Annotated in this window: 21 protein-coding genes; 11 read left to right on the top strand and 10 right to left on the bottom strand. The window is 58.1% G+C overall.

Annotated elements, in window-relative coordinates; genetic code table 11:
* Nucleotides 1-2: 2 nt before the first annotated feature.
* Entirely contained in the window at nt 3-1,124 is a 1,122-nt protein-coding gene (locus ACMYSN_RS08515; RefSeq protein WP_462497688.1) for a TroA family protein, read from the bottom strand.
* Nucleotides 1,125-1,392: 268 nt separating this feature from the next.
* Here ACMYSN_RS08515 and ACMYSN_RS08510 point away from each other — a divergent pair, with 268 nt between their 5' ends.
* Nucleotides 1,393-1,782 carry a hypothetical protein gene (locus ACMYSN_RS08510; protein WP_462498228.1) on the top strand — a complete coding sequence of 130 codons (390 nt, stop codon included), beginning with the start codon at nt 1,393-1,395 and terminating at the stop codon, nt 1,780-1,782.
* 201 nt (nt 1,783-1,983) lie between these two features.
* Nucleotides 1,984-2,487, top strand: coding sequence for an RcnB family protein (locus ACMYSN_RS08505; protein ID WP_462497687.1), 504 nt, complete (start codon nt 1,984-1,986; stop codon nt 2,485-2,487).
* Between the two features lie 86 nt (nt 2,488-2,573).
* Here ACMYSN_RS08505 and ACMYSN_RS08500 read toward each other — a convergent pair whose 3' ends face one another.
* Nucleotides 2,574-3,161 carry a lipid-binding SYLF domain-containing protein gene (locus ACMYSN_RS08500; protein WP_462497686.1) on the bottom strand — a complete coding sequence of 196 codons (588 nt, stop codon included), beginning with the start codon at nt 3,159-3,161 and terminating at the stop codon, nt 2,574-2,576.
* A 517-nt stretch (nt 3,162-3,678) separates the two neighbouring features.
* On the opposite strand from ACMYSN_RS08500, the gene ACMYSN_RS08495 reads away from it, so the two are divergent.
* The 3 genes from ACMYSN_RS08495 (at nt 3,679) to ACMYSN_RS08485 (ending at nt 6,738) form a co-directional block, all read left to right on the top strand.
* Nucleotides 3,679-4,857, top strand: a complete 1,179-nt coding sequence (locus tag ACMYSN_RS08495) for a M20 aminoacylase family protein (RefSeq protein ID WP_462497685.1) — start codon at nt 3,679-3,681, stop codon at nt 4,855-4,857.
* Between the two features lie 19 nt (nt 4,858-4,876).
* Entirely contained in the window at nt 4,877-5,653 is a 777-nt protein-coding gene (locus tag ACMYSN_RS08490; protein ID WP_462497684.1) for an ABC transporter substrate-binding protein, read from the top strand.
* A 131-nt stretch (nt 5,654-5,784) separates the two neighbouring features.
* Nucleotides 5,785-6,738, top strand: coding sequence for an aldo/keto reductase (locus ACMYSN_RS08485; protein ID WP_462497683.1), 954 nt, complete (start codon nt 5,785-5,787; stop codon nt 6,736-6,738).
* 58 nt (nt 6,739-6,796) lie between these two features.
* On the opposite strand, the gene ACMYSN_RS08480 is transcribed toward ACMYSN_RS08485, so the two are convergent.
* From ACMYSN_RS08480 to ACMYSN_RS08465, 4 genes are all read right to left on the bottom strand, one after another.
* Nucleotides 6,797-7,588 (bottom strand): MoaF C-terminal domain-containing protein, encoded by a 792-nt coding sequence (locus tag ACMYSN_RS08480; protein ID WP_462497682.1) that lies wholly within the window; start codon nt 7,586-7,588, stop codon nt 6,797-6,799.
* A gap of 23 nt (nt 7,589-7,611) precedes the next feature.
* Nucleotides 7,612-8,394 (bottom strand): SDR family NAD(P)-dependent oxidoreductase, encoded by a 783-nt coding sequence (locus ACMYSN_RS08475; protein ID WP_462497681.1) that lies wholly within the window; start codon nt 8,392-8,394, stop codon nt 7,612-7,614.
* A gap of 88 nt (nt 8,395-8,482) precedes the next feature.
* Complete coding sequence (locus ACMYSN_RS08470; protein ID WP_462497680.1) at nt 8,483-10,216, bottom strand: arylsulfatase; 1,734 nt, start codon at nt 10,214-10,216, stop codon at nt 8,483-8,485.
* A 74-nt stretch (nt 10,217-10,290) separates the two neighbouring features.
* The gene (locus ACMYSN_RS08465) at nt 10,291-11,481 is read right to left on the bottom strand and encodes an anaerobic sulfatase maturase (protein WP_462497679.1); all 1,191 of its coding nucleotides are present in this window, start codon (nt 11,479-11,481) and stop codon (nt 10,291-10,293) included.
* Between the two features lie 417 nt (nt 11,482-11,898).
* Between ACMYSN_RS08465 and ACMYSN_RS08460 the strand changes: the two genes are divergently transcribed.
* The 3 genes from ACMYSN_RS08460 to ACMYSN_RS08450 all read left to right on the top strand — a co-directional run bounded on the left by ACMYSN_RS08460 (nt 11,899) and on the right by ACMYSN_RS08450 (nt 15,005).
* Entirely contained in the window at nt 11,899-12,582 is a 684-nt protein-coding gene (locus tag ACMYSN_RS08460; protein ID WP_462497678.1) for a helix-turn-helix transcriptional regulator, read from the top strand.
* Nucleotides 12,583-12,700: 118 nt separating this feature from the next.
* Nucleotides 12,701-13,888, top strand: coding sequence for an MFS transporter (locus ACMYSN_RS08455; protein ID WP_462497677.1), 1,188 nt, complete (start codon nt 12,701-12,703; stop codon nt 13,886-13,888).
* 1 nt (nt 13,889) lies between these two features.
* Nucleotides 13,890-15,005, top strand: coding sequence for a class II histone deacetylase (locus ACMYSN_RS08450; protein ID WP_462497676.1), 1,116 nt, complete (start codon nt 13,890-13,892; stop codon nt 15,003-15,005).
* Between the two features lie 21 nt (nt 15,006-15,026).
* Here the strand turns inward: ACMYSN_RS08450 and ACMYSN_RS08445 are convergent, their stop codons facing one another.
* The 4 genes from ACMYSN_RS08445 to ACMYSN_RS08430 all read right to left on the bottom strand — a co-directional run bounded on the left by ACMYSN_RS08445 (nt 15,027) and on the right by ACMYSN_RS08430 (nt 18,962).
* Complete coding sequence (locus ACMYSN_RS08445) at nt 15,027-15,614, bottom strand: DUF3156 family protein (RefSeq protein ID WP_462497675.1); 588 nt, start codon at nt 15,612-15,614, stop codon at nt 15,027-15,029.
* Nucleotides 15,592-17,091 (bottom strand): APC family permease, encoded by a 1,500-nt coding sequence (locus ACMYSN_RS08440; protein ID WP_462497674.1) that lies wholly within the window; start codon nt 17,089-17,091, stop codon nt 15,592-15,594. The genes ACMYSN_RS08445 and ACMYSN_RS08440 overlap by 23 nt, the downstream gene beginning before the upstream one ends.
* A gap of 190 nt (nt 17,092-17,281) precedes the next feature.
* A complete protein-coding gene (locus ACMYSN_RS08435; protein WP_123755837.1) occupies nt 17,282-17,647 on the bottom strand; it encodes a cupin domain-containing protein in 366 nt (121 codons plus the stop codon).
* A 13-nt stretch (nt 17,648-17,660) separates the two neighbouring features.
* Nucleotides 17,661-18,962, bottom strand: a complete 1,302-nt coding sequence (locus tag ACMYSN_RS08430; RefSeq protein ID WP_123755838.1) for an NAD(P)/FAD-dependent oxidoreductase — start codon at nt 18,960-18,962, stop codon at nt 17,661-17,663.
* Nucleotides 18,963-19,117: 155 nt separating this feature from the next.
* Between ACMYSN_RS08430 and ACMYSN_RS08425 the strand changes: the two genes are divergently transcribed.
* The 3 genes from ACMYSN_RS08425 (at nt 19,118) to ACMYSN_RS08415 (ending at nt 24,239) form a co-directional block, all read left to right on the top strand.
* Nucleotides 19,118-20,602, top strand: coding sequence for an aldehyde dehydrogenase family protein (locus ACMYSN_RS08425; RefSeq protein ID WP_462497673.1), 1,485 nt, complete (start codon nt 19,118-19,120; stop codon nt 20,600-20,602).
* 297 nt (nt 20,603-20,899) lie between these two features.
* Nucleotides 20,900-21,982, top strand: a complete 1,083-nt coding sequence (locus ACMYSN_RS08420) for a YncE family protein (RefSeq protein ID WP_462497672.1) — start codon at nt 20,900-20,902, stop codon at nt 21,980-21,982.
* Nucleotides 21,983-22,040: 58 nt separating this feature from the next.
* Nucleotides 22,041-24,239, top strand: a complete 2,199-nt coding sequence (locus ACMYSN_RS08415; protein ID WP_462497671.1) for a TonB-dependent receptor — start codon at nt 22,041-22,043, stop codon at nt 24,237-24,239.
* The last annotated feature ends 119 nt before the right edge of the window (nt 24,240-24,358 follow it).

Below are 24,358 nucleotides of genomic sequence, written 5' to 3'. Positions count from 1 at the left end.
GGTTACTCACCTTGTTTCCAGGAAAAGACGAACGGCAGATCGGGCAGCGTGGTGAAATGGCGCACGATGTAGTGGTAGGTCGTATTCGGATCGAGAGTACTAAAGGGCTGCGGATAGATATCTTTTGCCAGATACTCCATCCCGACGATATTCCACGGGTGGTTGTAGAAATGATGGTAAACCCCGTAAGCGTGCTGGGCTTTTACCGCCGGGATATTGCTGACGCCGGTACGTGACAGCAGGGTCTGAGCCTGGGCATTGACCGCCTGCGGGCTGACCTGATAACCCAGTGGCAGTACCTGGCTGTTGCCGCGTTTTGAGCCGGTCATGATGTAAGCGTCAGGCTTCATGCTGATAATTTTTTCCAGCGACACAAAGCCGGAGGCGCCGGGCAGCACCTGCGAGCCAATATTGTTGGCGCCCACCGCCTCGACCAGACCGCCCCAGCCGCTATGCCCGTGGGTGAAGCAGCAGGCATCGCTATTGCCGGCTAGCGCTTCGACAAACACCGTCGCTTTCGGGGTGATAGCCGCCGTTTTCTGCACAATGGCCTGCAGATGCTGGCGGTAGTAGTCGGTATAGGCTTTGGCGTTGCTTTCGCGGTTGAGGACCTGTCCTAACAGGTCAATACTGGGCGCGGTGTCCCTGGCCGGGTTGATCTCATAATCGACAAACAGCACCGGTATATTCAGCGCCGCCAGCTTGCTGATGATGCCGCTTTCCGTCAGCGCCGGCTTCGCGCGCAGCTGGGCAATCATCAGGTCCGGCTGGCGGGAGAGCACGCTTTCCAGGTCGACATTGCCTTTGTCGCTGAACCCCATATCCAGAATGGCGGCCGACTGCGGCCACTTCTGCTTGAGCATCTCCCAGGTGGCAATATCCTGTTTTTTAGCGAGATTATTCCACGCCACCACCCGTTTAAACGGGTTATCGCGGTCCAGCAGCGCCAGCGCCATCAGATCCCGTCCGTCCTGCAAAATAATGCGCTGCGGTTCATGCTGGAGGGTAATAGTTCTGCCGTCGAGGTCGGTGACCGTAAGCGGATACTGGCTGGCATAGCTCAACAAGGGGGTGCCGATGAGTGCGGTGAATAATATGAGCGATCTTACTGATTTCATTGCCATAAATGAGTACCGTTGCGAATTTATAATAGAATGATTTTGATAATTATTCGCGTATGAAAATAAACGGCAGGTATATGACAATGGATTTTAATGGAATGTTACAAACTTACTGGAAGGTATACGCCCGTACCGGAATATCAAAGTATTTAGCCTGAAAACGGGTGAATGCGGCCAGAAATAGTTTTAAGAACTATCCCTAAAGTCATGACCGGAATGTTATGCCATTCTGTAGGTGACTCATAACATTAAGAACGTTAGAGAGGATATGATGAAAAAAGCAATGATTGCGTTATCTGCGATTCTGGTAGCAGCCCCGGTTTTTGCTGCGACAACACACGCAACTGATGATACCGTCGCGGCGGCTCATGAGCAGGCGAACACTGCCAAGGAAAAACTGCATCAGGCCCAGAACGAGGGCGATGAGCTGAAGCTGAAATCCGAACATGCGGCGCAAGGCAAAAGCGATAGCGTCGGCAGCCAGGTGAGCGAAGGCGCTCAAAAAACCTGGAATAAGACCAAGGAAGGGACGGAAAAGGGCTGGGATAAAACCAAAGAAGGCACGGAAAAAGGCTGGAATAAAACCAAAGCCGCCACCGAAAAAGGCTGGGACAATACCAAAAAGGGCGCTGAAGACTTAAAAAATAAAGTCACTGAATAATCAACGTCACTAACCAGCACTGACAATATCCCCGATCAAGGCCGCGAAAGCGGCCTTTGTTATTGATGATAGTTTTTCCGGCACGCCGCGGCGGCTATATTCAGGTGATTCAGATCTTCCAGGAATCCTCCTGGATATTCTGATACTCACTATTCCTCCACATTCTGGCGGTAAAAATAAAGCCATATCAGGAGGTGTACTATGAAAAAGATGATTTCTCTGGCCGTCATGTTAGCTTGTGCATTCAGTTCGCTGGCCTATGCCGATGGCCCGAATGACAACTACAAACCTGGCCAACAGCAAGAGTGGCAGAAGGGCGACAATCGTGGTGGCCCGGATGCTAATCGCCCGCAGGGCCAAAGTAGCAATGGTCCGCAGGGGCATGGCGACAACCGCGATCGCGGCAGCGACAATCGTGGACCGGATCGCGACCAGCACGCCGATAATCGTGGACAAAGTAAGTCGCACCAGGATCGCCATGAGCAAGACCACTTTGCGTGGAATGGCCATGATTTCCGTAAAGGACAGCCGGCTCCGGAACATTACCGCGGCAATGATTATCGGGTGAATGACTGGAACGATCGCGGTCTGCCAGCACCCCCGCAGGGCCAGCATTGGTCCTATATCGACGGTAACTATGTGCTGATTGCGGCGGCAAGCGGCATCATCACCTCGATTCTGGTGAACGGGTTATTGTCGCACTAAGCGCTCAGCAAGCCGGTATTTCACCCCATCCCCCAGGGCGGCGCAAGAGGCTGCGTGACAACCTCTTGCGCTGACCATACCGATGATTACTTATTTAGTTCGTCATCTGGCCAGTATTTATAGCCATTGAGCATCGCCTGGGCGGCTAAGCCTTTCTCGGTGATTTCGTACACATTCACCTTCGACGGCAGCGAAGCGGTGTCTTTCGCGATGCCGTTGGCCGATGCGGCAACCGGGGCTACGCCTTTATCGTCATATTTGGCGGCCGCGTTAGCATCGGCACCAACTACGTAACCCTGGGTGATAAAGTGATTCAACGCCTCTTTATCATGGAATACCAGCACGGTCCGCTGCTGCTTCACGCCTACGCCCAGACCCGCGCCGCCCTGCGCCATTTTCATATAGGTATCTTTGCCGGTGTGGGTATTATTCACCACGCCATAGCCGCTACCAAATCCGAAGACTAAAATTTTGCTGCTGTTGCTGGAAAATACCGCATAGCCGTCGGAGTGCTGAATATCGCTGCGCGCTTCCGGGTGCAGCGTATAGAGTTTACTCAGCGTTTCACTACGTATTTTCTGGATACTGGCGCGCTGCTGACTGGCAGTGTCGCCCTGTGCGCTACAGCCGGCCATCGCCAGCGCTGACGCAATGATAAGAGCCTGATATTTCATTGTTAAGTTCTACTGTATTCGGCAGGTCATTCATAAAGCGCTGTCATTATCTCTCACTCGCTCACGGGGCCTGCATAACGCCAGGTGGCGAGTGCGTCTGTGCGTCCTGCAACCATGACGCTGCCTGAGCTCATCCCTGCTAATGACACGCTGATTTAAGACCGTGGATCGTAGAGTAAAAACGCGTTAATAATCCAAGTATTAAAAGTTTATATTTAAATTTGACCTTAATTCTGGTCTGTTTAACTGAATATTGCGTGATTTGCGTCGTGGATATTCCACGTTGATTGGCGGTGTCCTGGCGACTTCATTTTTTGGCAGGGTTGAAAGATAAGATGCTGAATAATCATGAGTAAATGCGATGAGGTCGGCTGCAGAAATCAGAAATCCTACTTGCATTAAATAGTTATCCAGATAAGTTAATTGTCTGAACCTGTTCGTTGACGCTACTGCTTCCGACTTTCTCGCTTAAGCCTGATTTATTCAGGATATGTATTCCTTTTTCCCGGAGACCGGCATGACCGATTTTGTGATTCCAGAAATTAAAGCCGCTGAAGATGAAATGATTGCGATCCGTCATTATTTACACGCCCATCCGGAATTAAGTCTGGAGGAGTTTAATACCAGCGAGCTGGTGGCGGAAAAACTGGCGGAATGGGGCTACGCGGTTACTCGTGAATTGGGTAAAACCGGAGTGGTGGGCTCATTAACAAAAGGCCAGCCGGGGCGCACGATTGGTCTGCGCGCCGACATGGACGCGCTGCCGATCTTTGAAACCACCGATCTGCCGTGGGCCAGTACCGTCCCTGGAAAAATGCACGCCTGCGGCCATGACGGTCATACCACTATCCTGCTGGCGGCAGCGAAGTATATTGCGTCACCAGCCTGCCAGTTTAACGGCACCGTGCACCTGATTTTCCAGCCGGCGGAAGAGGCCATCGGTGGGGCAGACCTGATGATTAAAGACGGTCTGTTTGAACGCTTCCCCTGCGATAGCGTTTTCGCGCTGCACAATATGCCGGGGCTGCCGGTCGGCAAGCTGGGCTTCTACGCCGGTAACTTTATGGCCTCGGCGGATACGGTGAAGATAACCATTCACGGCTACGGCGGTCACGGCGCTCATCCGGAACGTGCCATCGACCCGATTGTAGCCGGCTCGGCGCTGGTGATGTCGCTGCAAAGCATTGTTGCTCGCAATGTGCCGCCGGGGGAAACTGCGGTCGTCACCGTCGGGACCTTCCAGGCCGGTATTGCCTCCAACGTCATCCCGGAAAGCGCAGTGATGGAGCTGACCGTGCGCGCGATGAAGCCGGAAGTGCGCGATCTGCTGATTAAACGCATCCATGAGATAGCCGAATTTACCGCCAAAAGCTATGGCGCAACCAGCGAGGTTGCGGTCTACGACTCTTATCCGGTGCTGACCAATAGCGACGCGGAGACGGCGTTCGCCAAATCGCTGGCGCTGGAGGTCTTTGGCCCCGGGCAGGTGCTGCCTTCGGTGGCGCCGATGAACGCCAGCGAGGATTTTGCCTTTATGCTGCAGGCGCGTCCCGGCTGCTACTTCCTGCTGGGCAACGGTGAGAAGGGCGGCAAAGGGAGCTGCATGGTGCATAACCCTGGCTATGACTTTAACGATGACATTATTACCACCGGCGCGTCATTCTTCGCCCGGTTAGTTGAAACACACTGCCGTTGATCTCTGGAGCTGATAAAAAATGAAAAAATCTCTTCTGCTGTGGGTTGCGCTGATGGCCTCAACATCGGTGCTGGCCGCAGGGCAAAAGGAAATTCGCTTTGGCGTCGATCCCACTTTCGCGCCCTTTGAATGGAAAGACCCGCAGGGCAAGCTGGCGGGGTTCGATATTGATTTAGGCAACGCTATCTGCGCGCAGCTCAAGGCGAAATGCGTGTGGGTCGAAAGCAATTTCGACGGCATTATCCCGGCCCTGAAGGCGCGCAAATTCGACGCCATTCTCTCCGGGATGTATATGACCGAAAAGCGTAAAGAACAGATTGGCTTTACCGACAAGTTGTATAACGGCCCGGTATTCCTCGTGGCGCGTAAAAACACCCTGACGGGCAACACGCCAGAGCAGCTGAAAGGCAAAACCATCGGCGTGGAGCAAGGGTCGGCGCAGGAAACCTACGTCAACCAGCACTGGCGCCCGGCGGGCATCAATATCGTGGCCTATCAGGGGGCTGACAGTGTGGTGCGGGATCTGGAATCCGGGCGTATCGACGGCGCGGTGCTGTCCGGGATGATGGCGGACTATAGCTTCCTGCAGCAGCCTCAGGGCAAAGATTTCGCCTTCGTCGGCGGAAGCTTGCAGGATAATACGCTGTTCGGCGCCGGCGCGGCGATTGGCCTGCGCAAAGAAGACGACGCCCTGCGTCAGGAAATTAACGGCGCTATTGCCACCATTCTGGCCGACGGGACCTACAAAAAACTGTCGGGTAAATATTTTAGCTTTGACGTCTATTCCGGAACATAATGTGGTTATGCGTCTGGCGGGCACGGATTAGCCCGCCTCAAGATTCCTTTTCTTACTATCCCATGATTGTCCTTTCCAGCCCTTGCGGTGTACCGAAGGATGCAGAATATAAGCGATAAGGAGTGAACGGCATGAATACACGTCCCTTGGGCAAAACCGGATTTTCCATTGCCCCGCTGGTCTTTGGCGGCAACGTTTTTGGTTGGACCTGCGATGAGAAAACCAGTTTTGCCATTCTTGATGCTTTCGTTGATCACGGCTTTGACGCCATTGATACCGCCGATGTCTACTCCCGCTGGGTGGATGGCAATCAGGGCGGCGAATCAGAAACCATTATCGGCCGCTGGCTGCAGGCGCGTCCCGGCATGCGCGATAAGGTGAAAATCTTCAGCAAAGTGGGGGCTGATTTAGGGCTTCCGGGGCAAAAAGGGTTGAAGAAAGCCTGGATCCAACAGGCTGTGGAAGCATCGCTGCGTCGTCTGAATACCGATTATATCGACCTCTATTTTGCTCACTGGCCGGACCCGGAAACCCCGCTTGCGGAGACGTTAGAGGCGTTCCAGTCCCTGCAGCAGAGCGGGAAAATCCGCGCTACCGGCGCGTCCAATCTCGATGCGCTGCAGCTTTCCGCCGCGCTGGAAGTGGCACGCAAAGAGGGGCTGCCGGCCTGGCAGGTGCTGCAACCGGAGTACAACCTTTATCACCGTTCGGCGTTTGAAGGGGCCCTGTGTGACCTGTGCACCACGCGCGATATTGGCGTCGTCACCTATTACAGCCTGGCCTCCGGCTTCTTAACCGGTAAATACCGCCAGCAGTCCGATCTGACGCAAAGTCAGCGCGGCGGCAGCATCGGCAAATATCTCAACCCGCGCGGTATGCGCATTCTCGATACGCTGGACGAGGTGGCCGCTCAGCACAAGGCGAAACCCGCCGAAGTGGCGCTGGCATGGCTGATGCATCGTGAAGGGGTGAGTGCGCCGATCGCCAGCGCGACCAGCGTGGCTCAGGTGGAAAGCTTTGCCCGTGCGGCACAGCTGACGCTCAACGCCGCGCAGCTGGCGCGTCTGGAAATTGCCAGCGCCTGACCTACGACACCGGAGCCAGCCGGCTCCGGACTTTCAACCTGAATCCCGTTATCGCCGGTTATGGCCGATGAGTCGTGACATTGAGGATCTCCGCGCTGGCCCCGACCGGGAAATTACTCAGCGCGGAAAAATCGCTGCCCTGATAGCCGAGGATCTTGCCGTCGGTGCGCATTTGCTGAAGATCGATCAGGATCACCCCTAACGTCGGGATGATTTTTTCCCGCCAGACGAACAGCGTCAGATCGTCTGCCACCTGCACATAATGACAGCGGTCGACATCCGCCAGCCCCTTTTCCACCCCATCCAGACACTGCCAGGCATAGAAATTATCATTGAGATAAATATGTTCATAGCGCTCGGTCGGGCTGTAGGTGTACTGATTGCGCATCCCCACCAGCGCCCCGGTGAACGCCGGCAGCGGCCCCGGCTCGTGGTTCAGGCGGGCAAAATGGAAGCTCACCTCAACCGCCGTCAGCGGTAGACCCTGCTCGACGCGGCTGAAGGCATCCAGGCGAGCAGCCTGCTCGGTGGGCAGCGCGCCGTAAACCAGGGTGGCGTTGTGCTGCGTAAGATTGCACACCGCGCTGATGCTGGCGTTCTGCCGAACGGGATCGAGAAAGTCGATAAACAGTACGTCGGGGCGTAGGGCGGTGATGCGCCCGGCAACCGGATGCCCGTTCCAGATAAGGTTGTGTGCATCGGCAATCTGCAGCTGATGGCGGGTTCCGTCCGGCAGATAAAAGGTCAGGGATTCCCCGCTGGCTAACGTGGCGACGGGCAACAGGTTGCCGTGCGGGGCAAAACCATCGGCCAGGGCGCCGACCTGAATAAATACGGCTTCTGCGGTCATGTGAGTTCCTTTTTGCTTATTGACTAAGGGGAAGAGAACGCCAGGGTCGGGACATCCACCGCGCTGGCGCCGCCGTCGGCAACCAGGGTGGCGCCGCTGATGATCGATGCCTGCGGGGAGCACAGAAACTGACAGGCGAGGGCGATCTCCTGGGCGCTGGCGGGACGGCGCAGCGGCACATCGCGGCACACCTGGCGATAGGCCTGCTCAAGGCTGATGCTCTGGGCGGCCATCAGCGGCTGCATCTCCTCGTCGGCCATCGGCGTAGTAACCCAGCCGGGGCAGATGGCGTTGGCACGTACGCCCTGCGGGCCATAATCCCGGGCGACTGAACGCATCAGACCGATCAGCGCGTGTTTGGCGGTAACGTAGCCGCAGGCCTCGGGACCGGCGGCGAGAGAGGCGATTGAGGCGACAAATAGCACGTTGCCACGACGAGCTATCAGCGACGGCAGGCAGGCGCGGACGCTGGCGAAAGCGCTGTCGAGATTGCTCTCCAGCGCCTGACGCCACTGCTGGTCGCTGGTTTGCGCCGCCGCGCTGTTGCCCATTCCGCCGGCGCAGCACAGCAAGATGTCGATACCGCCCGCTTGCGCGAGGATGGCCGGCAGCAGATGGTGCTGCCAGTCGCTACCGCTGGCGGCATCGCCGGTCAGCGCCAGCGCGCCGGTCTCCTGCGCCAGCGCCTGCAGAGGGGCGAGGCGACGTCCGATAATAATGACCGTATCGCCCGCCGCCGCCATCTGCCGCGCACAGGCGGCGCCGATGCCGGTTCCACCGCCGGTGATCACCACCACTTTAGCCATTCTGTTTCTCCCGTTACCTGCGTTTTTCCTACCTTAAAAAGGGGGCCAGATCCCGGCTATCGTCCGGAAGAACGAGAGCCGGGGTCGATCAGTTGCCCTGGCTCACAGGAATTGCCTGCGGGGCTGGAACAGACTCCATGGTCTGGGGATCGACGGCGAGGTAGCGGCCGGTTTTGCTGTCAATACCGGCGTAGTCAATCAGCTTGCCGTCGGCGTGGACCACCATGGTGCGTTTGGCAAACGCCGCATAGGCATCGCTCATCGCCTGCACCCGCTGCGGATATTGCGCCGCGACATCGTGGGTCTCCAGCGGGTCGAGCTTAAGATTGAACAGCCCCCATGGTGCATCGCCGGCCTGCGGGAAGGTTTTCACCAGCCGCCTCAGCTTCCAGTCGCCGTCAACCCAGGCAGCCTGGTTATGCAGTTCGACGCCGTAAGAGGAGCGTGGCGGCTGCTGGGTTTCTCCGGTCAGATAGCGCTTAAAGCTGACGCCGACCATCGGCAGCACCGGCTTCTTCGCCAGCGGTTTAGTGGCATCGATACCGGCGAACTCATATAAGGTCGGGGCGACGTCGTACACCGCCATGGTGGAGGTGTCGATCTTTCCGTTACGCACAATTCCGGGAGCGGAGATCATAAAGTCGGTGTTGATCCCTCCCTGGCCGCTGGTGGTTTTGTGGTAGCGGGCGTAAGGGGCGTTGCTGACGTTGGCCCAGTGCGGGCCGTAGGAGACGAACGAGCCTTTGCGCCCGATATTCTGGTAGCTGTTGTCGAACTGCTTCCAGAACGACGGTTCTGATTCGTAGTAAAAGCCTTCCGCCGGGTTGGCGCCGTTATCGGTTAAAAAGAGCAGCACGGTGTTTTTATCACGCCCGGTCTGCTTTAGCGTCGCCATTACCGAGCCTATCTGCGCGTCCATATTAGCGATCATCGCCGCGTATACCTGCATCACTTTGGCGGTGTATTTTTGCTGATCCGGGGTCAGCGCCTCCCACTCTTTATCGAGATCGAGGCCAGGAAGCGGGGTGTCGTTATGGAGGATCCCCAGCGCCTTCAGGCGGGCAATGCGCTGGCGATAGACCTCGGCGTAGCCCTGCTCATACTGGCCTTTAAAACGTGCGATCCACTCGTCCGGTGCCTGCAGCGGGTCATGGGGCGCGGTAAAGGCCAGCCAGGCGAACACCGGCTGTTCCGACGGCGTCTGTTTGATCCACGCATTCATCTGGCTGGCGTAGGCTTCGCTGGAGTAAAAGTTGTCGGGGAGCGAAACGCGCTGGCCGTCGCGGGTGTAGTAGGTGTGGAACGCCTCGACCGTACCCAGCGGTACCGCGTCGTTAAAATGGCTGGTGCCGCCGCCCATAAAGGCGAACGAGTGGCTAAACCCGCGATCTTTCGGCGTGGCGCCGGGCACGAAACCGAGGTGCCATTTCCCGGCCATCAGGGTGTTATAGCCGGCATCTTTAAAGCGTTCTGCCATGGTGGTGACGCGGTCGGTGAGGCGCAGCTCGTAGCCCTCTTTACCGATGGTGCTGTCGTACCACCACATGCCGCCCATACCCGCCTGCTGATTGGTATTGCCGGTTAACAACATCGAACGCGCCGGGGCGGACATCGGCGAGGTGTAATACTGGCTCATGCGCACGCCCTGTTCGGCCATCGCCTGCAGGTTGGGCGTCGGGATTTCGCCACCAAAGGGGCTGATATCGGAATAGCCCATGTCGTCGGCGATAATGACGATCACGTTGGGGCGTTCGGTTTGCGCACTGTGCGCTGCTCCGGAGAGGATCATGCCCAGGGTGGCGGCCACTGCTGTTTTATTCACTGCGTATTCTCCTGTACTGGCTCGGAAGGTGGCGCACCCGCTAAGCAGACGGCGCGACACGGGAGGGGTATCGGTTAGCCAGCCGACTGCTGGCTGTCGACAAAGGCGGTTCGCCAGGCCCGCAGGCCGTTCATGTCCCGGGAATACGGGCGCAACGGGGCGAGGATTTCGTTAAAAAAGCGGAAGTAGCCGGCGCACAGCCGGTTGTAACCGGCGTCGTTGAGGTGGGCGGGGCAGCCGCCCTGGCAGACCATATTCACCGGGCAGCTCTGACACTCCCGGCGGCGGCTTTTTTCGCGTCCGAAGGGCAGGTGCGTGGCGCTATCGACCGCCTGGGCCAGCGTCTGTTCGCTGAGCGCGCCAAGGTGATGACGGTCGTTAATCAGATGGTCGCAGGCGTACAGCTGACCGTCTGGCTCCATCACCAGATTGCTGCCGCAGCGGGCCGCGTGGACGCAGGTGGCGCTGGTATGGGTGAAATATTGCCCCCACGCTTGCTCGATATTCATCACGAACACCCGCCCCATATCGCAACGTTTGCGCCACTGATGCCAGACCGCCACCATAAAGCGTCCCCAGTTGTCGGCGCTTAGCTGATAGCCCTGCTGCAGGGCGTCGCCTTCGCTCATCAGCGGCTGAAATTGCAGATAGCGGGCGCCCAGGCTGACAACGTGGTCGTAAATAGCGGCCGCATGGCGGGTCATCGCGTCATGCACCACCACCAGTAAATTGAATTCCACCTGATGCTGATGCAGCAGGGCGATGCCGCGCAGCGCCGCCGGATAGCTGGCCTGGCCGCGCTTATCCGGGCGGTGCTGGTTTTGCAGCGCTTCGCTACCTTCGAGGCTGACGCCAATCGTAAAACGATGCTCATGAAACAGGCGGCACCACGCATCGTTGATTAGCGTCGCGTTGGTTTGCAGGCTGTTGCTGATCGTCACTCCCGGCGGGGCATACTGCTGCTGTAGCGCCAGCGCTTTTTTATAAAAGCTCAGCCCGGCCAGCAGCGGCTCGCCGCCTTGCCAGACAAAATTGATCTCCCGCGCGCCGGGGGGCTGGGCGGCAATATAGCGGCGAATAAACGACGCCAGCATTGCATCGTCCATTTTTTGCACCGGGGTGTCGCCCTGCGGGTAGTAACAGTAGCGACAGGCGAGATTGCAGGCCGGGCCAATCGGTTTGATCAGAATATGAAAGGGCACCGTTGCCCGGGGTTCAATGACCAGCGGAATTTGCTGCTGGCGTAGCGCGGCGATATTCAGCATCGATGGCTCCGTATTTATTTTTCCGGCGAACGCTATTATTTGGGCAGCACAAAGCTGCGCTTCCGGGAATGGTTAAGCAGCGGATAAGAAAAATATTTATTAGGTATAGAGTAGCGCTTAAAAAAATCACTCGTTCTAAAGGACGAGTTACTGATAAAAAAATGGCAGGAGCAAAATCCTGACGCGGCGAGCGGCCATTAAGTTAATAACTTTTGTTTATGTTTTAATGTAATGTCGATAACAACACGGCATGTGGATTATTAACTCTTTAATTAACAAGGTGTTGAATAATTTTTTGTAACCCATATCACACTGTTAACATGTTAATGATTGTGTTACTTAAATGTGAAATGTATGCTTCATCTATCTGGTATTCATCCGCGTTTAACGCACTTTCACCTCGACGGGAGGGGAATCATGTCTGCTTTATTAAAAGCCAGTCGTAATGATGCGATAATTGCCCGTTGTTTACAGACTATTTCACAGTTAATTCCACTGTCATCGGCGGTTTTTTATCGGGTTAATCAGCGTTTAAAACCCGAAGACTATATTTTGCATAATATTTCGGCCAATACGCATCAACAATATCTGGAATGTTTTCAGCCGCTGGACCCACTGCTGCCGTCCCGCTTTAGCCACCAGGCGATTACCATGGCGGCGATGACGCCGGGGGTGTGCGACCGCCACCGTCACTATTACCACGAGTTTATGCTGCCGAATAACGTCCGCGACATGACGGAAGTCTTTATCCGCCGCGACCGACGCATTATTGCCGGCATCTCCTTAATGCGCGACGCGCCGTTCTCCAGCGAAGAGCGCCTGCGCGCCCAGGCGGTACTGCCGCTGGTGGAGCTGGCTATTCACGACTGTCTCGAGCAGGAAGATGACCTGCCGGCGATGCTGACAGCCAAAGAGCGTGAAGTGGTCGGCATGGTGCGCGAAGGGGCCAGCAATAAGCTGATCGCCCGCCAGATGGATATTTCGCTCTCCACCGTGAAAACCCACTTACGCAATATTTTCGCCAAGACCGACGTGGTCAATCGTACCGAGCTCGTTTCCCGAACCTGGATGCCATCCGCTCAGCGCACGCTGCATCTGTAATCTGACTCATCGCATCCCGCGCGCCGCCGTCAATGGCGGCATTTTCCTGATGCCAGACGGTATCACTCCCTGGGCTATTGTCCGGGGGGCGGTTTTTTTGACTGGAGCACGCATCACGATGTCGAGTACACCTGTTACTGAAAACAGCTTATCCCGGCCCACCGGCCTGGTGTTTACCGTTCGCCTGCTGTGCGCCATCGTGATTTTTGCCGCGATTGCGCCGGGGATCCTGATGACCGCTCCGGCGGTGGCCGCTCAGTTAGCCAGCGAGTGGCGACTGTCCCCCGGGCACATCGGCTATCTGTTCTCGGCTGAGCTGGGGGCGATGAGCCTGGCGACCCTGCCGGCATGGTGGTGGATGAGCCGCCTCAACTGGCGCCGCGTGGCGCTGGCGGCCGGGGTGGTGTTTCTGCTGGCGAACCTGGCCTCGGCGGCGGTGAGCCACTATGAAACGCTGCTGCTGGCCCGTTTTATCGCTTCGCTGGCCGGCGGCACGCTGATGATCCTGTGCATCAGCTGTGCGGCGGGCACCGCCAATCCTTCGCGGGTGTATGCCTTCTGGGTGCTGGGCCAGCTGCTGCTGGGAATTGTGGGACTGTTGATCCTCCCCGGTCTGTTTGCCAGTTTCGGCCTGAAGGTGGTGTATCTGATCCTCGCCACCATCATGCTCTGCTGTCTGCCGCTGGTATCGGCATTTCCACCGCGCTTTCAGCCGATGTCGACTTCCCGTCGGCAGCCCGCCGTCGCGCCGCTGCGTAAGCTTCTCGCGGTGCTGGCGGTCCTGACCTTTTATATCAGCCTCAGCGCGGTATGGACCTTTATCGGCACCATCGGGAGCGCGGCAGGGCTGACGGCGTCGCAGATTGGCCTGGTCCTGGCGGTGGCGACGGTGTTCGGCATTCTTGGCGCCGGTGGTGCGGCCTTACGTGGCACGCAGCGCCCGGACCGCATGGCGGTCTGGCTGGGCTACGGACTGCTGATCCTCAGCATTGTTCTGCTTATCAGCCACCCGCTGCTGCTGCGCTTCGCGCTGGCGGCGGTGCTGTTCAAATTCACCTGGACCTTTGTCCTGCCGTTTATTCTCGCCCGCGTCGCCGGGCTGGATAACAGCGGCCGCTTGATGAACAGCATCAATCTGGTGATTGGCGGCGGTATGGCCGCCGGTCCGGCGCTGGCCGGGACGCTGCTGCAACATTTTTCCAGCGCCGACGCGCTGCTGGCCGCAGCAGGCGGCTGCGCCTTGCTCTCGGCAGGATTGATTCTGGCGGCATCGCCCGCCGGAAAGCGTGATCTAACAGGAGGATAGAGTGAAAAGAAAAACCGGTTTCTTCTTTGATGAGCGTTGTTTCTGGCACAGCACCGGCCTGCATGCGGTGACCTTACCGGTCGGGGGCTGGGTACAGCCGCCAGCAGGGGGCGGCCATGCCGAGTCGCCGGAGACTAAACGGCGAATGAAAAACCTGATGGATGTGTCGGGTCTGACCGCCCAGCTGCAGCTTTACAGCGCGGCGGCTGCGAGCGAGGAGGATCTGCAGCGCATTCATCCGGTCCATTATCTTGAGCGTTTTAAGGCGATCAGCGATAACGGCGGTGGCATGCTGGGGAAAGAGGCGCCGCTGGGGCCGGGCAGCTACGAGATAGCCTCGCTGTCTGCCGGGCTGGCCAGCGCTGCGGTCGAGGCGGTATTGCGCGGTGAACTGGATAACGCCTACGCGCTGTCGCGGCCGCCGGGACACCACTGCCTGCCTGACCAGTCGATGGGCTTCTGTTTCCTCGCCAATATTCCCATTGCCGTCGAGCGGGCGAAGGCGTTGCACGGCCTGGGCAAAGTGGCGATCCTCGACTGGGATGTCCACCACGGCAACGGGACGCAGCATATCTATCTGCAACGTGACGATGTTCTGACTATTTCGCTGCACCAGGACGGTTGCTTCCCGCCGGGCTATGCCGGGGAAGACGACCGCGGCACCGGCGCGGGCGAAGGCTATAACATCAATATTCCGCTGATGGCCGGCGCGGGAGACGACAGCTGGCGCTATGCGCTGGAGACCATCGTGATCCCGGCGCTGACCCGCTTTGAACCGGAGCTGATTATCGTGGCCTGCGGTTACGATGCGAACGCCATGGACCCGCTGGCGCGGATGCAGTTGCACAGTGATAGCTTCCGCGCGATGACCGAACAGGTGCAGGCTGCGGCAGATCGGCTGTGCGGCGGTAAGCTGGTGATGGTGCATGAAGGGGGCTACGCCGAATCCTACGTACCGTTCTGCGGGCTGGCGGTGATGGAAGCGTTGAGCGGCGTGAGAACCGCGGTGGAGGATCCGTTGCTGGAATTTATTCAACAGCAACAACCGCGTGAAGCATTTAGCGCTTTCCAGCGCCAGGCGCTTGATACCCTGGCGCGTCAGTTTGGCCTGAACTAACGGCCCCACGCTTCTCCGCAATCAACGCGGAGAAGCGTTCTCCTGCGAATGCCCTTCTGTTGTTACCGTCTGCTGCATCCACTGATTGACCGCCTGATTCATCATGCTCATGACGCTCAACAGCAGCATGCGCTGCTGTTTTTCGAGACGCAGATAGCGGCGCAGGGGCGGCATTTTGCAGACCACTTCACTGGCGGCCCACGGCTCAATGCAGCAGCGCCAGCGCTGGTCGTCGAGGGTAAAGGTGAAGCGGCGATAGTCCAGTTCGCTGAGCGTCTGCTGCAAGCGGGGAAAACCGTTGAGATAGCGGGCGAGTTCAGCGGCGGTTTTGCTGCCGCGAAAGGTGACCGGCTGGCGTTTCAGCCAGCCGGATTGATGGGCGCGGATCTTCCCCTGAGCGGGCCGGGAGAGCGGCCCCTCAACGACAAATTCGCAACTGTGAATGCTCGCCATAAACAGCCGTTTTTGGCGAACGCTGACGGTGACATCGGTGCTGGCGTTAAGGTGCAGTACCGCGCTGCGCTCGCTGAGCTTTTCGCCGGGCCAGCCGGCGAGATCGCGCTGGACTGCATTCATTAACGGCGTGCTAAACGAGGGGACGGAGGACATCGGGTGTCATCTCCCCATGGTTTTGTTTCTCGTAGTTGCCGATGGCGCGCTCCACCACCTCTTCGACGGGTACCGGACGGAACGGATTGACCCGCTGAACGCACACCGTCCAGAACAACGCGTAGGCGGCGGTCAGCCCGAGCATGATGCCGAACGGCACCAGCACGTCGCGGCTGTCCATGCCCGGCGGGGTGATGTTGATGATGGCGATAATAATCCCGACGCTGGAGATAATCTGCGGCAGCGGAAACCACGGTGAGCGATAGGCCCGCGGCAGGTCCGGGCGGCGGATACGCAGCAGCACCACCGACAGGGTCACCAGCAGATAAGCCACGCCCCAGGCGCAAACGGCGGCGAGGATCAGCGGAACGATCCGGTCAATATCGCCGTTCAGATACCAGGCGTGCAGGCAAGGGATCGCCACGCCGATGGCAATGGCGATGACCGGCGTCTTAAAGCGCGGGTGCAGCCAGGTGAGGAAGCGGGGCAGGGCGCCGTCCAGCGCCATCCCGTAGATAATGCGCGGCACGGCGGCCATCAGGGTATTGATGGTGGCGCAGCCCGCCAGCAGCAGCCCGACGCCGAGCCAGTACTGGCCCGCATGGCCCATCACCCGCTCGGCAAAGGCCGGGATCGCCATCGGCGTATCCAGCAGATGGACGTTGGTCGCCGCATCCAGCACCACGTTTTCGACCTGACGGTTAATGGCCGCGCCGTAGATAAACATGCAGCTGGCGACGCCGAACAGACCGAGCGCCATGGCGCGCGGAATGGTGCGGTGGGCCTGTTTAATTTCCGGGGCCATCGGTGTGACCAGCTCGCAGCCGACGAACATAAACATCGCCATGCCGATATAGCCGAACAGGCCGGAGAGGTCGCTGACGTTCAGCGGCGTCCCGAACCAGCCGGAAAGGTGGGTCACCGGCGCCATAAAAATACCGCACAGGCCGAAGATGGTCAGGGTGCTCCACATCCCGAAGGTCAGCACCACTTCCACCTTGCCGAAGATCTCCACGCCAATGGCGTTCAGCAGGCCGAACACCACCACCATCCCGACGCCCACCATCCAGGTGTTCTGGTGCACCGCCATCTGGCTGCTGATGGATTCGAAGTTCACCAGCGCCATCACCCCGGCGAGAATGGTTTCTGCGGTTCCGGCAAAAATATGGACGATCAGATAGGCGCACAGTGCGCCGGTGATCGCAAAAAAACGTCCCATCCCACAGGCGATATAGTCATAGACCGAACCGGTAGTGGGGATCAGCGTGGCCGCCTCGGCAAAGGTGGTGACCTGTGCCTGCATCATGATAAACGCCAGCAGCACCGCCAGGGCGAAGGTGTCGCCACCCATGCCAAAACCGCTGGTTACGGTGAGGATCACCGGGCTGGCCATAATCAGCCCGACGGAGCTGGCGAGGGTAGTGGGAAAGCCGACGACGCCGCGTTCGAGATGGCTGGCGAGTCTTTTACTGAACATAGTCAACCTCTGCACAAAATAGGGAAGGGCAGGGAGCGGCGCAAAGCGAAGCGCCATTCCGGATAGTCATAATTTAGGTTGGCATCCGGCTCAATGAATATCGTCCTGAAGGTGGAGAACGGCGCTTGATTCTGTGATGTAGAGCAGGCGCCACTCCCCGCCGCCGTGCGCCGGGGAGTGGCGGGGGGCGTTAGCGGCTTTCGACGTTGGCCAGGTAGTGCTTAACGAAACGCGGCGTCAGGATCTTCCACTCCACTTCGGTGCCCTGTTTGACAAACCAGCTGTCGCCCGCCACGAAGCGCTGCGGCTGGCCGCCAGCGACGGTCAGCTCAACTTCGCCTTCGAGGACGGTAGCGTGTTCGGTAAACGGATAGGTCATGGTAAAGCTCCCCTGGGTGGAGGAAAACAGACCGCAGGTAAAGGGGTCCTGCGGTTCACCGTAAATCATAGCGCCCGCTACCTGCGGATCGCCAGCGGTCGGCGTCGCGCCCAGCAGGCTGACGCTGCCGATAGGCTGCAGTTCGGGAACAGGTTGATCGAGTTTAAATGCGTGCATGATGTTCTCCTGGTTAACTCCGGCCTTTCCAATAACCGGCGGTTTGATGCATAAGTTTTCCGGCGGTGACCAGCAGCGTGCGCAGGCTGTCACGACCGTGGATTGTCGCGTGGGGAATGCTGCTCATCAGGCGGTAGCGATCGGAGCCGCCATTGATGCCCTCGGCGAGAATTTTGCACACGATGTGCGAGGGGGTGACGCCGAAGCCGGAGTAACCCTGAACGTAGAAGACGTTATTGTGCTCGCGCAGGGTGCCTATCTGCGGGAACAGGTTGGCGCTGCAGGCCATCGGGCCGCCCCAGGCGAAGTCGATTTTGACATCCTTCAGATACGGGAAGACCTCCGCCAGCAGGGTGCGGTTCCAGGCGGCAAAATCGTTGGGGGTATACTCAAGATAACGGGTGGCGCTGCCAAACAGCAGGCGGTTTTCCCGGGTAATGCGGTAGTAGTTGATCACTGGGCGAATATCGCTGAAGGCGCCGCGCAGCGGGCTGATGCGTTCAATCAGCGCATCGGACAGCGGCTCGGTCGACACCTGATAGGAGTAGGTCACCAGGGTCTTGTTGTAGATCTCCGGTTCCATATTGTTGAGGAAGCTGTCGCAGGCCCACAGCAGTTTGGCGGCCTTGACGCTGCCCATCGCCGTGCGGACGCGGACCGTTTTACCGTAATCCACTTCAACCACCGGCGAGGATTCGAAAATTTTCACCCCCAGCGAGTGCGCCGCCTGCGCCGATCCCAGCAGCATATTCAGCGAGTGGATCTGCCCGCCGCCCATGTGCTTGAGCGCACCGCAGTACACATCGGAGCCGACCACCTGCTGCACGTCGCTGCCGGTATAGAGGGCGATATCTTCATCCGGGGTGGCGGCCTTGAACTCTTTCTCCCACTGGCGCAGCGTCTTCAACTGACGCTGGTTGTAGGCCAGATAGCCGTAGCCGGGGACGAAGTCGGCGTCGATATTGTATTTTTGAATGCGCTCGCGAATGATCCCCGCACCAAGGTTAGAGATTTTAAACAGCGTCTCCAGCCCCTCTTTCCCCACGTGTTTTTTCACTGCTTCAATGTCGTGACCAATACCGGCCATCACCTGGCCACCGTTGCGCCCGGTACCGCCGTAGCCTAAATGGCGGGCCTCCAGCACCACCACGTTGGTGATGCCCTGTTCCGCCAGCTCCAGCGCGGTGTTGATCCCGGAAAAGCCGCCGCCAATGATCACCACGTCGGCTTCGATATCGTCCTGCAGCGCCGGAAAATGCAGCTGGTATTTTTTGGTGGCGCCATAGTAGTTCAGCGCATCGATTTTGATATTCATAGCGTTACCCTGTCTCGCCTGGCTAAGGCACCCATCACAGCATGGCGGCGGGGGGCTGAATATCGTTCGAAAGAATGACGTTCTTTAGAACGATAGGCTGCGCGAACCGGACGTGGTGGGATGGGGGACATTTTCTGAAACCACGGGTGCCACCGATGAGCGACGTAACCTTGCTTGCTGAAGTAACCGCGTTTTTACGCCAACCCCACGGCCAGTTTATTGCCGGGGAAGCCTTGCCGGGTAACGGACCGACGCTGGCCGTCGTCAATCCCGCCACCGGTAAAGCGATAGCGAACGTGACATCCGCGAATGCGGATCAGGCGGCGCAGGCGATGGCGAGCGCCAGTCAGGCGTTTGCCACCTGGCGTGAGACGCCGGCGCTACAGCGCGGCACGCTGCTGCTGAAACTGGCGGACCAGCTGGCAGCGCATCGCGAGGAGCTGGCGCAGCTGGAGAGCCTGTGCTCCGGGAAAACCATCTCCCTGGCGCGGATGCTCGAACTGGATCAATCGGTGGCGTTCCTGCGCTACTTTGCCGGCTGGGCCGGGAAAGTCACGGGGGAAACCCTGGATGTGTCGCTTCCGTCGATGGCCGGTGAGAAGTACACGGCGTTTACCCGTCGCCAGCCGCTGGGCGTGGTGGTGGGGATCGTGCCGTGGAATTTTTCGATCATGATCGCTATCTGGAAGCTGGCGGCGGCGCTGGTGTGCGGCTGCACCATCGTGCTGAAACCGAGCGAATATACGCCGCTGACCCTGCTACGGGTGGCGGAGTTGGCCAAAGCGGCGGGGATCCCCGACGGTGTGATCAACGTGGTTAACGGCGCCGGGGGGGATATCGCCCAGCGGCTGATTACCCACCCGACCTGTGCGAAGGTCAGTTTTACCGGTTCGGTGGTCACCGGCGGTAAGGTCCAGCAGTCGGCGGCCGGGGCCGGGAAACGTGTCACTCTGGAGCTGGGGGGCAAAAATGCCGCCTTGTTCCTCGACGATCTCACCCCCGAGGCGATGGCCGACGGCATTATCGAAGCGGGCTATCTCAACCAGGGGCAAATCTGCGCCGCCGCCGAGCGGTTTTATCTGCCGGAAGGCAAGCTGGATGCGGTTCTTGAGCTGCTGAAACAGCGGCTTGCAGCACTGCGTCCCGGCTCGCCGCTGGACGAGCAAACGCCAATGGGGCCGCTGGCCAACCGGCAGCAGTTTGAGAAAGTCCTGCAGCTGATTGAGACGGCGCGGCAAGAGGGTGACACCATCGTCTGCGGCGGCGAAGCGCTGCCCGGCGAGGGCTATTTCGTCCTGCCGACGGCGGTGAAGGTGCGTAGCGAAAACAGCACCCTGATGCAGGAAGAGACGTTCGGCCCGGTGTGTAGTTTTATCGGTTACCAGAGCGAAGCGGATGCGCTGTCCCGCATCAACGCCTCGCCGTTTGGCCTCGCCGCCAGCGTCTGGTCGGATAATATCCGCAAAGCGCTGCGCTACTCTGAGGCGATTAACGCCGGGATCGTCTGGGTGAACATGCACACCTTTCTCGACCCGGCGGTGCCGTTCGGCGGCATGAAAGGGTCGGGAACAGGGCGTGAATTCGGTAGCGCGTTTATCGATGATTACACCGAACTGAAATCGGTGATGGTGCGCTACTAAGCTATCTGCTGGCATTACCCCGATGATCTTCAGGCCGCGCAATCTAAATTGCGCGGCCTGTTGCTTTTCTCCTCCGCCGTTCTGGCGACATAATTCGGCTTGCGCACAAAAAGATAATGCGTATAGTTCTCATTCTTCTTTTTGTTTGCAGGCTAAGCATGGACTGACCTGCGCCAGTGACTTGCTCACAGGGAAACAGCGAAGGCACAGGGTGGGGCTCACTCTCGTCAGGCCGGAAAATCATAATATCGGCGCGGAGCTACCACTGGCTCATTGATTTTGTTAAGGATCTCCACAATGAAATACACCATACCGGTATTAGCTCTGGCGATTTCTGCTGTCTTAAGCGGCTGCGTTGCCAACCGCTCCGCCCCTGTCACCCCGCCTGCGGTAGAGAAAACCACCACCACCGTCGCACAGCCGTTGAAACGCGAGCTGGCGGAGGGGCTGTACGAAATGGCGCTCAGCCCGAAGGGCGATGCCCTGTACGTTGCCAGCGCAGAAGGGTTTAAAGATGTGCAGGGCGGGGCGGTGTATAAGCTCGACCCGAAAACCCTGAAGACGATCGGCCTGAGCTACACCGACCTGAAAAACTTTGCGGTACAGATAACGCCAGACGGTAGCACGCTGTTCGTCACGAACTCGCTGGATGGCGGCATCAGCGCCATCGACACCGCCACCGGCAAAGTGAAAAAACGCCTGCTGTTCAGCGAGCGCAATGACAAAGACCTGCCGTACGGCGCGCGCCAGATCCTGCTGCTGGATAACACCCTGTATGTCGGCGCCGTTGCCGATCCGGCGCAAATCTGGGTGGTGGATGCCACCACGCTGAAGCTGAAAACGCGGATTAAAAACACCGGAAAATGGATGACGGGCCTGCACTATTCTGCGCAAACCGGACGTCTGTATGCCGCCAACGGCAGCGGTGAAATTCTGGTGATCAATCCACGCAATAACCGCGTTGAGCAGCGCTGGAAACCGCTCGGCGATAAGCCAGCGTTGTTGCTGAACCTTGCCGAAGACAGTAAGACCGGCCGCTTGTTCGTCACCGACAACTCAAAAGCCAAAACCACTCTGGTGCTGGACATTCATAGCGGCAAAGTGATTAAGCAACTGGACGTGGGCGACTCGCTGGCGGTGCAGTTCAACCCAATACGCAATGAGATTTATATCTCCCAGCGCGAATCCGGCAAGGTTATCAGCCTCGATGGCACCAGCTATGCGCTGAAGCACAGCTGGGCGATCCCGGCGAACCCGAACAGCCTGCTGCTCTCCGCCGACGGCCAGACATTGTTTGTCACCGTCAAACAGCCGTTTAACAAAGATCATTCGACCAAAGGTCCGGACAGCGTTGTCCGTATCGACCTGAACGCGAAATAAGAAATTCGGGCCCGGCGGCGGGCCCTTTGTTTTACTTTCCTCACCGATGGGACAAATTATGCATACCTCTCACTACCCGGCTTTCCCGCTACGGAAAACGCTGCTGGCGTTAACCATTGGCGCGATCGCCCATTCTGCCACGGCGGCGGAAAACGACGCCGAGCGCAAGAAAACAGAAGAAACGATGGTCGTCCAGGCGGTACCCGACAGTGATTTTAAATCTGGCGGCGATCTGGTGGTGCCGGCTTATCTCGATGGACAGGTAGCGAACGGCGGTCGTCTTGGGATGCTGGGTGAACAAAACGCGATGGACGTGCCGTTTAGCATCATCGGCTATACCTCTAAGCTGATTCAGGACCAGCAGGCGCACACCATTACCGACGTGGTGAGTAACGATGCCGGGGTCCAGCCGGTACAGGGCTATGGTAACTACGCTGAAACCTACCGTATTCGCGGCCTCAAATTCGATGGCGATGATATGACCCTCAGCGGGCTGGCTGGCGTGGTACCGCGTCAGGTGGTGGATACCGCCATGCTTGAGCGGGTAGAAATTTTTAAGGGGGCGAACTCTCTGCTTAACGGCGCCGCCAGTTCAGGCGTTGGGGGGATGATTAACCTCGAGCCTAAGCGGGCGGAAGATACCCCGACGGCTCACGTAGGTGTGGATTACACCTCTGATTCTCAGGTTGGTGGTTCGCTGGATTTAGGGCGCCGCTTTGGCGACGATAACCAGTTTGGCGCACGGGTAAACCTGGTGCATCGCGAAGGTGAGGCGGCGGTCGAGAATGACAAGCGCAGAACCACCCTGGCCTCCATTGGTCTCGATTATCGCGGCGAACGTTTACGTAGCTCTTTTGATTTTGGTTATCAGAAGAAAACGTTCCATGGCGGTCCGATGGGAATCAACATTTCTGCTGTCGATTTTATCCCGCGCCTCCCGGGTAATACCCACAACTACACGCAAGACTGGGCCTACAGCGATATCGAAAATGAGTTTGGTATGCTGAGAATGGAGTACGACATTGTCGATAAATGGACGGCCTATGCGTCGCTGGGCGCTCAGCATGCCCATGAGATTGGTTTATACAGCGCGTCTAAGTTGATCGATCGCGAGGGTAACGCCACCGCGGGACGCCTGGATACCAACCGCTACATTGATACCGCCAGCGGTATGGCCGGAATACGCGGTGAGTTTGCTACCGGTTTTGTCTCGCACAAAGTGAATGTCGGCTATTCGGCGAAAACCCAGAACGATAAAACGGCGTGGCGCATGTCGAAAGCCGCGGATAACCCGCAGGTAAATATCTACGATACCCAGCAGGTTGCCCCTCCCGCGAACTCATCTTTCGGTGGTGACTATTACGATCCGCTCACCAGCGGTCGTACCCGTACGCAGGGCTGGTTACTGAGCGATACGCTGGGCGTACTGGACGATACGCTCCTGTTTACCGTTGGCGCACGTCATCAAAAAGTGGTGGTGCGTAACTACGACAAAACCACCGGTTTGCAAAGCGATGCGTATGACGATAGCCGCTGGATGCCAACCTATGGGGTGGTCTACAAGCCGTGGGAGGTTATCTCTTTATACGCTAACCACACCGAAGCGTTGCAGCCGGGAAGTAATGCCCCGACCTCCGCGACCAACTATGGTGAAAGCATCGGCATCATTCACTCCAAACAAAATGAAGTCGGCGTGAAGGCTGATTTTGGCCGAATTGGCGGCTCGCTGGCGCTGTTTGAGATTAAAATGCCCTCAGCATTTCTTGATAGCCAGAAACACTATGGCCTTAACGGCGAGCAGCGTAACCGCGGCGTTGAATTTAACGTCTTCGGCGAACCGATGTATGGCCTGCGCCTGAATGCCAGCGCCACCTGGCTGGCAGCCGAGCTGTCGAAAACCAAAGATGGCATCAACGATGGTAAAACCGCGATTGGCGTACCGGGATTCTATGCGGTGCTGGGCGCAGAGTACGACATCAAGCCTATCGATGGCCTGACCGCAACAGCCCGCCTCAACCATTCCGGATCGCAGTACGCCGATCAGGCGAACACCAAGAAGATCGATAGTTTCACCACCCTCGATCTCGGCGTGCGCTATCGCCTGGCGCTGAACGAGAATCAGAACCAGATGACGGTGCGGGCGGGCGTGGATAACGTGACAGATGAGAACTACTGGTCCGGTGCGGATGACAGCGGAACCTATCTGTTCCGCGGCGAACCACGGACGTTCAAAGTGTCGGTAGGCTACGATTTCTAAGTCACCATGCAGGAGCGGACAGGTCTGCCCGCTCCTCGCTATCGAGTCATCAACGAACGAAGCCAGCGCATCTGTAACTTGAAGTAGGGCCAGCAGAAGTGTAAAAAGGTGCCCCTTCA

The organism is Klebsiella sp. R445 (assembly GCF_051131755.1).
Classification (GTDB): domain Bacteria; phylum Pseudomonadota; class Gammaproteobacteria; order Enterobacterales; family Enterobacteriaceae; genus Klebsiella; species Klebsiella lignicola.
This window is presented reverse-complemented; position numbering and strand designations above follow the sequence as displayed.

Bases quoted from the DNA above. Each gene is read 5' to 3' on its own strand.
- ACMYSN_RS08420 (WP_462497672.1), top strand. From the start codon at position 20,900: ATGAAATACACCATACCGGTATTAGCTCTGGCGATTTCTGCTGTCTTA.
- ACMYSN_RS08460 (WP_462497678.1), top strand. From the start codon at position 11,899: ATGTCTGCTTTATTAAAAGCCAGTCGTAATGATGCGATAATTGCCCGT.
- ACMYSN_RS08445 (WP_462497675.1), bottom strand. From the start codon at position 15,614: ATGTCCTCCGTCCCCTCGTTTAGCACGCCGTTAATGAATGCAGTCCAG.
- ACMYSN_RS08495 (WP_462497685.1), top strand. From the start codon at position 3,679: ATGACCGATTTTGTGATTCCAGAAATTAAAGCCGCTGAAGATGAAATG.
- ACMYSN_RS08485 (WP_462497683.1), top strand. From the start codon at position 5,785: ATGAATACACGTCCCTTGGGCAAAACCGGATTTTCCATTGCCCCGCTG.
- ACMYSN_RS08435 (WP_123755837.1), bottom strand. From the start codon at position 17,647: ATGCACGCATTTAAACTCGATCAACCTGTTCCCGAACTGCAGCCTATC.
- ACMYSN_RS08510 (WP_462498228.1), top strand. From the start codon at position 1,393: ATGAAAAAAGCAATGATTGCGTTATCTGCGATTCTGGTAGCAGCCCCG.
- ACMYSN_RS08480 (WP_462497682.1), bottom strand. From the start codon at position 7,588: ATGACCGCAGAAGCCGTATTTATTCAGGTCGGCGCCCTGGCCGATGGT.
- ACMYSN_RS08440 (WP_462497674.1), bottom strand. From the start codon at position 17,091: ATGTTCAGTAAAAGACTCGCCAGCCATCTCGAACGCGGCGTCGTCGGC.
- ACMYSN_RS08430 (WP_123755838.1), bottom strand. From the start codon at position 18,962: ATGAATATCAAAATCGATGCGCTGAACTACTATGGCGCCACCAAAAAA.
- ACMYSN_RS08415 (WP_462497671.1), top strand. From the start codon at position 22,041: ATGCATACCTCTCACTACCCGGCTTTCCCGCTACGGAAAACGCTGCTG.
- ACMYSN_RS08475 (WP_462497681.1), bottom strand. From the start codon at position 8,394: ATGGCTAAAGTGGTGGTGATCACCGGCGGTGGAACCGGCATCGGCGCC.
- ACMYSN_RS08465 (WP_462497679.1), bottom strand. From the start codon at position 11,481: ATGCTGAATATCGCCGCGCTACGCCAGCAGCAAATTCCGCTGGTCATT.
- ACMYSN_RS08455 (WP_462497677.1), top strand. From the start codon at position 12,701: ATGTCGAGTACACCTGTTACTGAAAACAGCTTATCCCGGCCCACCGGC.
- ACMYSN_RS08505 (WP_462497687.1), top strand. From the start codon at position 1,984: ATGAAAAAGATGATTTCTCTGGCCGTCATGTTAGCTTGTGCATTCAGT.
- ACMYSN_RS08490 (WP_462497684.1), top strand. From the start codon at position 4,877: ATGAAAAAATCTCTTCTGCTGTGGGTTGCGCTGATGGCCTCAACATCG.
- ACMYSN_RS08500 (WP_462497686.1), bottom strand. From the start codon at position 3,161: ATGAAATATCAGGCTCTTATCATTGCGTCAGCGCTGGCGATGGCCGGC.
- ACMYSN_RS08515 (WP_462497688.1), bottom strand. From the start codon at position 1,124: ATGGCAATGAAATCAGTAAGATCGCTCATATTATTCACCGCACTCATC.
- ACMYSN_RS08425 (WP_462497673.1), top strand. From the start codon at position 19,118: ATGAGCGACGTAACCTTGCTTGCTGAAGTAACCGCGTTTTTACGCCAA.